A 13189-nucleotide genomic window follows, 5' to 3' on the forward strand; every position below is an offset into this window, starting at 1 on the left:
CTTAGTCGAAGGCCCACGAATACAGCACGTCGAGCGCGCTGTTGGTCCCGGTCTGGAACTGCAGCGTGATGCGCGGCGTGAGCTTGTAGCGCAGGCGCACCAGGCTCGAGGCGGTGCTGGTGCCCTGCTCGAAGCTCAGGTAAGCGCGCGACGAGATGCGCTTGCCGACCGTGACCACGGTGCTTTCCAGGCCATCGGAATCGCCGCCGCCGGCGCCCTGCTTGAGTCCCAGTTCGTCCACGCCCAGCGAGTTGGCGAGCTTCGACTGGATACCGCCGGTGCCGCCGGCGCCGCCCAGCAGGGCGCCGGCGGCGGCCGTCAGCACGCCTTTCTGGTCGCCGCTGGCCGCTTCCATGCTGTGACCCAGCACCAGCCAGGACAGCTTGTCGCTGTCCGACACGTTCGGCGTCGACACCAGGCGCGCGGTGGGCGACTGGGCGGTGCCGCGCACCTGTACGCCGGCTTCGACGTTGGTTTCCGAGAGCTGTTCGCCTTCGGGGCGCTTGCGCACCGCCAGGATGTCGAGCGACGGGTTGTCGTAGGGGCCGCTGAAGGTCAGCACCGCGCGCTCGATCGACAGGTTCTGCCCGTAGGCGGCGTAGGTGCCATTGACCGCACGAATCGTTCCGTTGATGCGCGGCTGGCCGGCGCCCGTCATGCGCACCCGCGCGCTGCCGGCCAGGTAGGCGTCGATGCCCATGGCGCGCACGTGGAAGTCGTCGCCCAGGTCGGCCGCGAGGTCGACCGTCAGCGGCACGTCCTTTTCCGTGGCGGTCGGCGTCTTCTTCTCGGCGCCGCGGCCCAGCACGATGACGTCGTCCGAGATCGTCGGCCGGCCCTGCGGCGCGAATTCGATCAGCGCGCGGTCGGCGCGGAATTTGCCTTCCAGCGCGAAGCGGCTGGCGTCGCGCACCAGCGACGCCTGGCCGCTCACGATCAGCCGGCGGTCGGGCCGGGATAGCGCTTCGAGCTTGTCCATGTTCAGGCGCAGGTCCATGGTCGGCGCGCCGTCGGCGAAACGCACGAAGCCGCTGGCTGCGGCGCTGCCCTGGCGGCCCTGGAAGGTCAGGCGTTCCACCCGCAGCTGGTCGCCGCCGAGCTGGGCGCGCAACTGGCCGTTCTGCAGGCGCACGCCCTGTTCGGCCCAGCGCACCGCGAGCCTGTCGCCATCGAGGTTGCCGTTCAGGATGGGGCGGCCGATGGTGCCGCCGCCCGTCATGGCCAGGCGCAGCGCGCCATCGAGTTCCAGTCCCGGCTGGCCGGCCAGCGACGCCAGCCAGGCGATCGACGGGATGTCGGCATTGGCCGTCATGCGCAGCGGGCTGTCGCTCTCCAGCCGGCCGTTCAGCATCTGGGCATTGGCTTCGACTTTGGCCACGCCGGTGCGGGCGCCGTCGAAGTCCAGGTTCACGCGCAGGCTGCTGCCGACCACTTCGGCGGATGCTTCCAGCCGGCGCAGGCCGAGCGGCACCGGCGTGTCGCCGCCGACGATGGCGTCGCCGGATTCGCGGAACACGCGCACGTTGCCGGCCAGCGAGGGCGCGGCGCCGTCGGCGACCGGCGCGCGCATGTCCACGACCCAGGCCGCGCCCAGGGTCAGGTCGCCGCGCGCGTTGTCGGCCAGGGCCGGCGAGAACTGCGCCAGGTAAGTGAGCGGCACCTTGTCGGCGTGGCCGCGGCTGCTCCAGCGCGGGCCATCCTTGGTGAGCGTGTCGACCGTGATGCTGCCGTTCGGCAGTTGGATCACGGCGCCATTGAAGGCGATGCGTTGCGGGCTGGCCAGGCCGCCCAGGCCGGAGCCCGGCGCGCCGGCGATCGTGACCGGCACGGGGTTTTGCAGGCGCATGGCGTAGCGGCCGCGGTTCTGCAGCGCGGCCAGCGTGCCGCTCCAGGTGTCGCGGTTGAAGCCGCCGCGGATTTCGGCGTTTGCATCGAAGCTCTCACCGAGCGCCGACAGCCTGACCGTGTGCGCGCCGCGCGTGCCCTCGGTTTGCAGGCGCAGCGACGCCACGCGCGTGTCGCCGCTGGCGTAGTCGAGCACCTCGACGTTGCTGACCAGCGGATCGGCCGCGCCGCGGCCGGAACCCAGGTTGGCGCTGGCACGCAGCGACCGCACATTGTGCGTGCCCAGCGCCTTGAGGTTCTGGCCTTCGATGCTGGCGCTCAGCGACGGCGTGTCCATGGTGCCGGACAAGGCGCCCGAGGCGCGCAGCGCGCCGCCGAACTCGGGGCCGAGCGCCGCCAGTTGCGGCGCGTCGATCTTCCAGTTCAGCGTGTCGCGCGCCAGGCCGAAGGCGCCGCTGGCGGCGATCACGTTCGGGCCGATGCGCAGGTCGACGTCGGCATTGGACACGTGGCGGCGGTCGGCGCTCAGGCGCGCGTGGCCGCGCAGCGGCGAATTGGCCAGGGTCGAATCGTCGGCCAGCTTCAGGTCGAGCGCGCCGCGCCAGTCGGCGCCGGCGCGGCCGCTGCCGCTGAAGGTCGCATTGATGCTGCCGGCCAGCGGCGAGCCGAAGGCCGCCGGGTTGAACCGCTGCATGCTGCCGCTGGCCTTGACTTCCACTGCACGGGCGGCCTCGGGGCCGCCGAGCCAGGCTTCGCCGCTGGCGCGCAGCACGCCGCTGCCGTTCTTGCGCTGGGCCGCGACCCAGCCCAGGTTTTGCGCGTTGACCTCGAAGGTGGTGCGCGGCGCTTCCATGGTGCCGCTGACGACGCCGTTGGCGCTGACCGCGCCATACAGGTCGCTGCGCACCGCCGCCAGCTGGCGGCCGTCGAGGCGCCAGTTCAGGCGGTCGCCGGCGCCGCCGAACGCGCCCCTTAAGTCGACCTTGTTCTGGCCCAGCGCCAGGTTGGCGTCGACGCCGCTGATGCGCTTCGCATCCGCGCTCAATTTGCCGCTGCCGGACAGCGCCTGGTTCATCAGGCGGCTCTGGCGCACCGCGAAATCGGCGTCGACCTTCCATTCGGGGCTGAGCGCGCCGGCGGCGTTGATCGTGGCGTTGATGTCGGCCACCGGCAGGTCGCCGAAGTCCGCCGGGTTGAACCTGCTTGCGCTGGCCGTGGCCTTGAAGGCCTTGTCGCCCTCGAGGTTCATGCTGCCGCTGGCGGTGACGCTGCCGCGGCCCGCGGTCAGGCGCGCCTGGTTCAGCGTGGCGACGTTGTTTTCCAGCGTGGCCAGGGCCGACAGGCGCAGGCCGGCATCGAGCAGGTTCGCTTCCAGCGTCTGGCGCGTGGCCTCGTTGGTGACCGCGATACTGCCCTTGATCGCGGTCGGCTTCATGGCCGAATGGACTTCGCGCAGGTTGAAGCGCTCGGTCTGCAGGGCGAAGCGCGCGGTGCCGATGCCTTCTTCGTCCTTCTCGCGCTGGACGCCGCCGGTGCCGGTGAACTGGCCGGCGGCGCCGAAGTCGAGCAGCACGTCGGAGATCTGCACCGCGTCCAGGCTGCCGCCCAGCCGGCCGCGTGCGGCGCGCAGCGGCAGGCGCTGCTGGTCGATCGTGCCTTCCGGGCCGGTATTGGTGATGTCGACGCTGCCGCTGATGCTGCGGTTGGCGTCCAGCTTGCCGGTCACGGCCAGGGTCAGGTCGGCGGTCGGCAGGGCGGGGTTGAAGAAGCCCGGATCGAGGTTGCGGCCATTGATGCGCAGTGCGCGCAGCGGGATCTCGGCGTAGGGCGCGATGGTGAAATGGGCGTCGCCGATGGCGCGCCCGGCCTGGCCGGTAGCGTCGATCCGGGTCGCGTTCTCGAGGTCGCCGCCCACCTTCAGCTGCAGCTGGGCGGCGCGCGCGCCGGCGCTGGCCTGCGATTGCGTCAGGCTCCCCGAAGCGTCGATCTTGTAGGGGCGCTGGGCGCCGAGCGTGACGTTGGCCGCCACCTGGCCCCAGGGCGTGCTGGCCGCTGCATCCTGCACCACCCAGCTGCGCTTGTCGCCGCTGGCGCGCACGCGGATATTGTCGATCGTCGTTTCGGCGCCGGCGACGTTCACCATCGTCAGGCGGTTCAGGCGCGCATCGTCGGCCTCGATCCGGAACGGCGGCGCGAGGCTCGCCGGCAGCACCGAGGGTTCATCGGTTTCCTTGAGCGTCTGCATGCGCACGCTGGCGGCCCACAGCTTGTCGACCAGGATGCCGCCCGACAGGATCTGCGACGGCGACCAGTCGACGTCGATCTTGAGCGCCGTGACGATCTGTTCGTCGGTGCGCCACACGAGGCGCTCGATGTGCATGGCGCCGTAGATCGAACCGGTGACCCCCAGGACGGTGAGCTTGCCGCCGGTGGCGTCGGCCACGCGCTGGACGATCATTTGCAGGGTGCTCTCGCGGCCGAGATACCACAGCGCACCGCCGACGATGACGCCGGTGGCGACGACGCCGATCGCCACGCGGCGCGGCCAGCGGCGCGGCGTGGGCCCCGGCGCCTGGTCGGGCGCCGGACGGGTGATTGGCTTGTCTTCAGGTGTATCCATCAGAACGTGAATCCGAGTGAAAAGTGCAGGCGCGCCTTGCGCACCGCGTGGCCATAGGCCAGGTCGACGTTGATCGGGCCGACCGGGCTGCGCCAGCGCGCGCCGACGCCATAGCCCGACTTGGGATTGAGGTCGCCAAACCTGTCGGCGGCGTTGCCGACGTCGTAGAACACGGCCACGCCCCAGGGCGGCTTGAACCAGTACTGGTATTCGGCGCTGGCGGTGGCCAGATAGCGCCCGCCGACGGTGGCGCCGTTTTGCTGCACGCCCAGCTCCTGGTAGCCGTAGCCGCGCACCGACTGGTCGCCGCCGGCGCGGAACAGGAAGGTGCTCGGCACGCCCAGCTTTTCCTTCGAGGCCACGGCGCCTGCCTCGCCGCGCAGGAGCAGGGTGCCGGCGGCGCCGACCGGCTTGTAGTACAGGCCGCGCAGGTAGATGCGCAGGAATTTCTCATCGGTCAGGATCGGCAACACGGCGCCGCCGAACTGGCCGCTCAGCACATAGCCGTTGGTCGGCTGGATCAGGCTGTCGAGCCGGCGCCTGGTGATGCTGTAGGTGAGCGGCAGGCTCTTGCTGCGGGTCGGCTCGAAGCCCTCGACTTCGCGCTTTTCGGTCAGCGCCTCGAGGGTCAGGCTGCGCTCGAGCAGCGGCGAGCCCCAGCTGCGGTGCGCGCCCACGCTGGCCAGCGTGGTGATCTCGCCGCGCAGGTCTTCGCGCTCGACGCCGGCGCTGATGCTGTCGTTATAGCCCTTGGCCGTGGTCGGCCAGAACAATTCGCCCTTCGCGGTCTGGCGCTTCTGTTCGTAGATCAGGTCGCTCTTGAAGCGCTTGCCGAACACGCTCAGGTCGTCGTAGCCCAGCGAGGCGCGGGCGCCGGTGTCGGTCGAGAAGCCGACGCCGGCCTCCACGAATTTCTGCTTGTTTTCGGTCACACGCACCACCACCGGCAGGGTCGTGGGGCCGGTGGGCCGCTCCGGCGTCGCCGGATTGGCGTCGTCGTCGGCGTCGTCCCTGATGTCGGCGATCTCGGCATTGAGCACGGCGCGCATGTCGGTGCTGACCTCGACGCTGCTGAAGTAGCCGGTGTCCTGCACCCGCGACTGCAGGGCCTGCAGGGCCGCTTCGCTGTATTCGTCGCCGGGGTTGATCTTGTTGAGGTTGGTGATGACTTCGCGCGGATAGCGCGTCAGGCCGCGGATGCGCAGCTCGCCGAAGCGCATCTCGGGGCCGGAGTCGATCACCACGCGCAGCAGCGCGCGGCGCGAATCCGGATCGACCGTGGCGCTGGTCTCGACCAGGCGCGCGCGCGGAAAGCGCGTCTGCGCCACGTCGCGCAGCAGGCCGTTCTTGGCGCTTTCCCAGTCGCCTTGCCTGAACTGGCTGCCGACCGGCAGCGTCCAGCGGTTGCGCAGGGCATTGGCGTCGAACGGCGCGCCGCCTTCCTCGAACGAGGCGAAGCCCTGCAGCACCAGGTCGACGTCGCCCACCAGCACCGGCTGGCCGGGGTCGACGATGACGCGCGCCACCGGCCGCGCGCCGCTGGTATCCAGGCCGGCCGAGATCTTGGGCGAGTAATAGCCCTCGGTGGCGATCAGGGTGCGCGCCTGCTCGGGCGCCTCCTTGACCAGGCGTTGCAACTGTTCGAGGTCGACCCGGGCATTGCCGCGCCAGCGCATCAGGTCGAGGTTATCTTCGAGCAGTTCTTCGAGCGCGCGCGGGGCGTCGATGCGCACCGTGTAGTCGACCGCGGGGGCATTTTCCTGCGTCGCTTGCGCATGCACGGACGTGGCGAAAGCCAATGCGCTCAATCCCGTCAGCGCATGGCGCGCGAGCCGGGAAAGTAGCTGGGACGACTGTTGCGGGCGGGAAATCGGTCGACGTGACAACATGGTGCTCCACTGGGAATTCTCGCTCGCATCTTAACTGATTGTTAAAGTCAATGCCGCCACGGAATGTTGTACGTGCGCCTCGGGCCCGCCCGCACACGGCGCCGGCAATCTGTGACAGAATGCCCCCGCTTATTGCCCCGCTTCTTGTCCCGCTTATTGCTCCGCTTTCGATCACAGTTCTTGCCTTTGCCACCATGACCACTCCCTCTTCCGACACCGCGCTCGTCCTCTTCAGCGGCGGCCAAGACTCCACCACCTGCCTCGCCTGGGCGCTGCAGCGCTATGCGCGGGTCGAGACGATCGGTTTCGATTATGGCCAGCGCCACGCGATCGAACTGGAGGTGCGTCCAACCCTGCTGTCGAAGCTGCGCGCGCTCGATCCCGGCTGGGACGCGCGCCTCGGTGACGACCACATGATCGACCTGTCCCTGATCGCGAAAATCTCTGACACGGCGTTGACCAGCAATGTTGAAATCGCCATGCAGGAAAACGGCTTGCCGAATACGTTCGTGCCTGGCCGCAACCTGATGTTCATGACGGTGGCGGCCACGGTGGCCTACCGGCGCGGCCTGAACGTGCTGGTGGGCGGCATGTGCGAGACCGATTTCTCGGGCTATCCGGACTGCCGCGACGACACCATGAAGGCGCTCCAGGTGGCGCTCAACCTGGGCATGGCGACGCGCCTGAAGGTCGAGACCCCGCTGATGTGGATCGACAAGGCGCAGACCTGGGAACTGGCGCGGCAGGAGGGCGGCGACGCGCTGGTGGACCTGATCCGCTTCGACACCCACACCTGCTACCTGGGCGAGCGCGGGGACGCGCATCCCTGGGGCCATGGCTGCGGCGCCTGCCCGGCCTGCGCCTTGCGCGCGCGCGGCTACGAGCAGTACGTGGCGCGCAAAGAGGCGTAAAAAAGGCCGGGGCAAGCCCGGCGTAGGGTCGGCCTCGGCGGCCCCGCGCTAGGCCGCCGACGCGGTGATGGTTGGCCGCGAGATCATCCGGCCCGAAATCGGGGCCGGTAACAATCACCGCGTCGGCGGCGAGCCGCCGACCCTACCAGTCTATCTCAAGCAGTGGCGGTCTTCTCCAGATCGACCTTGCGCGAGCGGCTCATGAAATACCACACCACGAGCACCGGAATCGCGAGCGGCAGCAGCAGCGGCGAGATGGCCAGGGCCAGCACCACGGCGCCGATGCCCAGCGAACCGAGCAGCATCACGCCGACGCCGGCGAATACCACCGCCAGGAGCACGGCGACCATCATGGTGACGAACACCGCCAGCAAGGCGCCGCCGCCCGCGAACAGGGTGGCCAGCATCCAGCCCAGCGGGCCATCGATCTCGTCGCCGTCGAGGTGCACCGTCATGTCGTTGCCCCAGCTGTTGAACAGCAGCGCGGCGAACAGGAACAGGATGACGTAGGGGGCATATTTTTTCATGGCGGTCCTCGCAAAAGGGTAGGTGGTCGGTTCGACGTGTCGTTGTTGCATGGTCGAACTGTATGCCTGCACGCGCGGCGCGGCCACCGGCATGCGACAGGCCGCATGTTTTGCGGAACGAAACGTGCATAGCCGGGTCCGGGCAGAATCGCCGGCAATTTTTTGCTTGTAATGCTTGCCCCGTTTCCTATACTGACCCTCTCTTTACAGGGGGATCCTATGCACGCTGTCATTCATGGAATCCGGGACCGCCTGGCCGTGGTCAATAGCTGTCCCAAAGATCCGCCATCGGCGCCGCCCGCGATACCGCCGATCGTCATCAATCCGCATGGCCCGTCCGGCCGGCAGCCGCCGGCGCCGATGCCGAACGGCGACCCGCGGCCGATTCCCGTGGGCCCGCCGATCGTGCCGCCGCCAGGCCCGGGTTGGCGCTGCCCGCGCATCGTCGACGATTGCCCGGCCTGATATTGTCGAGTCACCGCACAAAAGCCTGGTCTGCTTGCCTGTGCGGGCTTTTTCATGGGTCCCCTTTCCTCTATGATCGTGGTTTTGGCGCAAGCGACACAGAAGGAAACAGATGAACGACCAGACCCACGATCACGACGAAGAAGAGCAGGACACCGGTCCGGTGCAGGAACCCCGCCTGTGGCAGGGCAATGGCTGGACCGCGCGCGTGATCAAGAACGACGACGACGAAGGCTGGGCGGTGGCCATGTACAAGGACGGCGAGCCGGAACCGGCGCTGGTCGGCCCGTGGACCATGGGCCGCGACAAGAAGAACCCGAAGCCGCTCGACGTCAATGCCTTCAATACCTTGATCAAGACCGCGTCCGAGGTGATCCGCCGCCACGAGCAGCACATGCACGCGATCCTGCACAAGAACCTGTTCGTGGCGACCGGCGAGGGCGAGCTGAAAGTGACGCTGGACATCGTGCCGGACGATGACGACCCCTATGCCATGCTGGCCGCGACGGACGAGATGGGCGAGCAGGTGGCAAAGGTGCGGGTGGCCCCCACCTTCAAGCTGACCCAGGCCTCGGCCCTGGCCTGGATCGAGAACGATTTCCGCGCCCCGCGCTGAATCACCACATTTACACCACATTCACCCGCCGCCGACTGCTGCGGCGGGTGGCAAGCTGCTACTATTTCCCCTGCGCATTTATTCGCAATGAACTGAATATGTGGGGGAAGCATGGAACGTCTTGACCGGCTGGAAGCGGTCCAGTCGATGCTGCTCGAGATCGGGCAATTATCGACCAGCTGCAGCGACATCACCGCATTCATCGAGGCCGTGCACCGGGCACTGGGCCGCATCATGTATGCGGCCAATTTCTACGTCGCATTGGCCGACCGCGAAGACGGTACGGTGCGCTTTCCATATTTTGTCGACGTGGCCGACGGAGGTCGTGATCCGGACGAGCGGATCATGCTGGCCTCGCCCGAGCAGTCGCCGACCGCCTGGGTGCTGCTCAACCGCCAGCCGCTGGTCTTGACGGCGGCCGATTTCCACGAACGGCTGCGCAGCAGCGGGCGCTGGGGCGATGGCAGCGTGCCGGAACACTTCGTCGCCTGCCCGCTGCTGGACCAGCATCACCAGGCGCTGGGGGCGATCGTCATCCAGAGCTATTCGCCCGAAGAGACCTATAGCGCGGAAGACCAAGCGCTGTTCGCCCTGATCGCCAACCACGTGTCGAATGCGCTGCAGGGCTTGCAAAGCGTGGAGCGGCTGGAGCGCGCGGTCGCGGCGCGCACCGCGGCCCTCGCCCATGAGGTGGCCGAGCGCGGCCGCGCCGAGAAGGTGCAGCACGCGCTGTACCAGATCGCCGACCTGTCGGCCCAGGCGCTCGACACCGACCTGCTCAGCGCCAGCCTGCACGGCATCATCGGCGAGCTGATGGTGGCCGACAACTTCCTGATCGCGCTGTACCACCCGGATACGCAAGAGATCAGCATCCCGTATTTCGTCGACCGGAAGGACAGCACGCCGCCTCTGCAGCGCTTCCCGTTCGGCAAGGCCATGTGCTCGTACGTCTTGTCGAGCAAGCAGGCGCAGCTGCACGACCAGGGAAGCTTCCGCCAGCTAGTGGCCAACGGCATCGTCACCGAGCCCCTTGGCAATACCGAGATCGCGAGCTGGATGGGCGCGCCGATGCTGGTCCACGAAAGGCCATATGGCGTGATCGTGGTGCAGAGCTACGACCCGGCCATCGTCTACACCAAGGCCGAGCTGGATCTGCTGGCCTTCATGGCCAGTCACGTGGCGGTGGCGATCGCGCGCATGCAGGCCGACCGCAAGATCCGCATCGCCAAGCAGGAACTGGAGCAGCAGAACGCGGCACTCAATGACGCCCTGCACGCGCTGCAGGAAGCGCAATCGGAACTGGTGCGCCAGGAAAAGCTGGCCTCGCTGGGACGGCTGGTGGCCGGCGTGGCGCATGAGATCAACACCCCGCTGGGCATTTGCGTGACCGCGACCAGCCACCTGGTGCAGGAACTCAAGCTCACGCGCGAGGAACTGGCGGCGGGCGAGATGACGGAAGACAGCCTGGCGACGTTCTTCGACGTGGTCGACCAGTCGCTGCGCATCATGACCACCAATACCCAGCGCGCGGCGGCGCTCGTGCGCAGCTTCAAGCAGGTGGCGGTGGACCAGTCGTCGGGCGATATCAGGAGCTTCAATCTCGACGCGTACCTGAAGGAAGTGCTGCTGTCATTGCAGCCCAAGCTCAAAGGGCGGCCGGTCGAGGTGACCGTCGACTGCCCGAAGGACCTGGTGCTGGACAGCTATCCGGGGGCGGTGTCGCAGATCGTGACCAATATGGTGGTCAATTCTCTAGTGCATGGCTTCGAGCGGGACCAGCCGGGCAAGATCACGGTGCGCGCAGCGGTCGAAGACGATGGCTGGGTGGTGCTCGACTATGCCGACGATGGGGCGGGGATGGACAAGGACACGCTGGACAAGCTGTTCGATCCGTTCTTTACCACCAAGCGCGGGACGGGGGGGAGCGGGCTGGGGGCGCACATTTTGTACAACCTGGTGACGGGCGCGCTCGGCGGGACGGTCAGGGTGGAGAGTGCGCCGGGGGAGGGGCTGCGGTATCACTTGCGGTTTCCGCAGTCGCAGCGCAAGAGTGAGCGATAAAAACAACAAGCAGGCATGTGGATCTCTCAGTTAAAAGTCCGGATCTTATTGTTGAATCTGTCAGGAATGAACAACCTGATTGCAACTGCCGGTATCGAGGCCTGGAGCCGACCAGTAAGCTAATCCTGACGTATTAGCTTGTTTCTGCAATCTGCAACACATGGGAATTTTGATGAATCAAGGGCTTAGCTTGAACAATGTGTTGTCCTCAATGGAAGAAGTTAAGGACACTTCAGGGACTGACCTGTTCATAGTTTAGATTGCCAAGATCCCTAGAGGCTGTTATTGCCAAGTTTGCAAATGTTTGAGCAACGCCAACCGGTCCTGATCCCCGCAGAGTCAAAATGACAACTTCACTCAACAGTACGCTGCAAGCTGCTGTTCCCAGCGTTTGTATTTCTCATTGGAGTCGAAAATCATGCTGCTGAACCGGGTCATGCCTGTTCTCTTGCTGTTCGTCGCTGCGCACGCCATCGGAGCACCCACCCCGAGGTATGCAACTCAACTTGAAAAATTCTCCAGCGAGTCCCGCATCCCCGATAGCGCAATGCGCCTTCGTGTCAGCGTGGCCACAGATGCGCCCTCCAGCGAACGCGCCGTGCGGATTGGTGATGTCCTACTGTGTTCGAAATCCAATTGTTATCGTGCCCGCACGACGGGCTATGTCGATGTTACCGACACGTCGGCCGGGACCGCGAACGTGGTTGCCGATGTCGTCATGCCGGTGGTCACGATCACCGATGTCTACTTCACGGAACCAAACGGTGGGCCGGCTTTGACCGGTCATGTCAATCTCAAGGCTCCCTTTGTCATGGAACAGGGCTTTTACGGCGCTGAGCTCCTGATTGGCGTCCGCAAACAGCAGCTGAACGCAAAACCATCCTATATCCCGACCCAAGCCGCCAGTTCCTTTTTTAATCCCGAAAGCAGCTTGGTGCATTATTTGCCCTCACTGCAAACGGTCGCGAAACTGCCGGGCGGCGCCGTGCTGACGATCCCCGCTGGCGCCCTCGATGCTGCGCAAGTATTTCACGTCAGCGTCGACAACGTGGGCGAGATGTATCCGCGGATCGACATCTATCCGTACGTGAAACTGCATAGGCCGGCCACCATCGACGTGCCGTCGATCCCGGGGGGCACCTCGGCGCATGAGATGATAGTTCCTATTGGTACACGGGAGGAGCAAGCGTTATGGGCCACCCCGAACGCCGGTCCGGCGAGGAATGCCCGGATGGCACTTCCGCAGACCGGGGTGATCAAGCCTGACATCCTTGAGGATTCAGCGCTCGGCTCGCCTCGAGCGATCAACGGCATGCCCTCTGACGTGCCTTCCGCGTCCGCGGGAACTACATGCGCTGGCTATCTTGCGCAACCGATCGTCATCGGAGCGCTCAACCTGGCGCTGCTCAAGACCGGCGCCGTCCGCGTGAAAACGTGTGAGAAGATTCGGCCTTACGTGCATATCGTTTACGTCAACACCAAAGACAATCGCATCCGATATTCGCTTCCGTATGCAATGTCGTCTGCCGGGCAGGGGAACGGTCCGTATTTGCGTCTGCAGCGCATCGACGCCTTTACAGCATCCCCGTCGATCGCGATGATCAACGGGTTCACCTGGTCCGGCGATTCGGGCACGTTCGATAACCAATGGGGTAGGGCCGAAGGGATCGTCCGTTCCAATGGCGTGGCGTTGGGGGACAATGTTAGCGGCGGAGGCGCAGGTTGCCCTAGTTGCAAAAACGGCGGCAACAAGTTCGTCATGGCCTACGGCGGTGACAAAAGCCAACCTGCTTTCTTCACCACCACGACGCCAAGTAGCCTCGGCAGTTCTTCGCTGAACGTGGTCAGCTCGTCGACATCGATTGTAAAAAATGGTGCCTGTGCGGCATCAGGCGACCAGAACCGTTGGTCCGCTGTCGGCGCGGCGAACGGGCGCATGGTGTTCATTTCGTCAACGTCGGACGGGACAACGTCTGCAGCGGAACTGTGCACAGTGTTCAGGGCCATGCTGATCAGAAACGCGCTCCGGCTCGATGGCGGGCCCAGCGCATCGCTCGTGGTCAGTGGTCAGTTGCTCAACGAGCTGACTGGTCTGGCCCGCCTAAAGTATGGTCGTGCGCGCCACATTGCCTACCCGCTTCGGATTAGCTATTAGTAGCGTGGCATGTACCCGTATGTAGCCAGCCTCGCGTTTTCTCTATCCCGAATTCGGCTCGACAATTACCTGGCCTGCGACAGCTTGCAGTCCCATGTCA

The 13189-nt window shown here is 66.1% G+C and carries 8 protein-coding genes; 5 read left to right on the plus strand and 3 right to left on the minus strand.

The features are described 5' to 3' along the window. Window position 1: 1 nt before the first annotated feature. Complete coding sequence (locus ACZ9AQ_RS17340) at window positions 2-4465, minus strand: translocation/assembly module TamB domain-containing protein (protein ID WP_429205936.1); 4464 nt, start codon at window positions 4463-4465, stop codon at window positions 2-4. Further along, window positions 4465-6354, minus strand: a complete 1890-nt coding sequence (locus tag ACZ9AQ_RS17345) for an autotransporter assembly complex protein TamA (RefSeq protein ID WP_429205934.1) — start codon at window positions 6352-6354, stop codon at window positions 4465-4467. The genes ACZ9AQ_RS17340 and ACZ9AQ_RS17345 overlap by 1 nt, the downstream gene beginning before the upstream one ends. Before the next feature lie 194 nt (window positions 6355-6548). Between ACZ9AQ_RS17345 and queC the strand changes: the two genes are divergently transcribed. Continuing rightward, window positions 6549-7265, plus strand: coding sequence for a 7-cyano-7-deazaguanine synthase QueC (gene queC, locus ACZ9AQ_RS17350; protein WP_429205933.1), 717 nt, complete (start codon window positions 6549-6551; stop codon window positions 7263-7265). A gap of 155 nt (window positions 7266-7420) precedes the next feature. Here queC and ACZ9AQ_RS17355 read toward each other — a convergent pair whose 3' ends face one another. Beyond that, complete coding sequence (locus ACZ9AQ_RS17355) at window positions 7421-7792, minus strand: hypothetical protein (RefSeq protein WP_429205931.1); 372 nt, start codon at window positions 7790-7792, stop codon at window positions 7421-7423. Window positions 7793-8011: 219 nt separating this feature from the next. On the opposite strand from ACZ9AQ_RS17355, the gene ACZ9AQ_RS17360 reads away from it, so the two are divergent. The 4 genes from ACZ9AQ_RS17360 (at window position 8012) to ACZ9AQ_RS17375 (ending at window position 13089) form a co-directional block, all read left to right on the plus strand. After that, window positions 8012-8257 (plus strand): hypothetical protein, encoded by a 246-nt coding sequence (locus tag ACZ9AQ_RS17360; protein ID WP_429205929.1) that lies wholly within the window; start codon window positions 8012-8014, stop codon window positions 8255-8257. 112 nt (window positions 8258-8369) lie between these two features. Then, window positions 8370-8873, plus strand: a complete 504-nt coding sequence (locus ACZ9AQ_RS17365) for a hypothetical protein (RefSeq protein ID WP_429205927.1) — start codon at window positions 8370-8372, stop codon at window positions 8871-8873. Between the two features lie 111 nt (window positions 8874-8984). After that, complete coding sequence (locus ACZ9AQ_RS17370; RefSeq protein ID WP_429205926.1) at window positions 8985-10934, plus strand: GAF domain-containing sensor histidine kinase; 1950 nt, start codon at window positions 8985-8987, stop codon at window positions 10932-10934. 418 nt (window positions 10935-11352) lie between these two features. Beyond that, the gene (locus tag ACZ9AQ_RS17375) at window positions 11353-13089 is read left to right on the plus strand and encodes a phosphodiester glycosidase family protein (RefSeq protein WP_429205925.1); all 1737 of its coding nucleotides are present in this window, start codon (window positions 11353-11355) and stop codon (window positions 13087-13089) included. Window positions 13090-13189: the final 100 nt, after the last annotated feature.

The organism is Massilia sp. UYP34 (assembly GCF_056279385.1).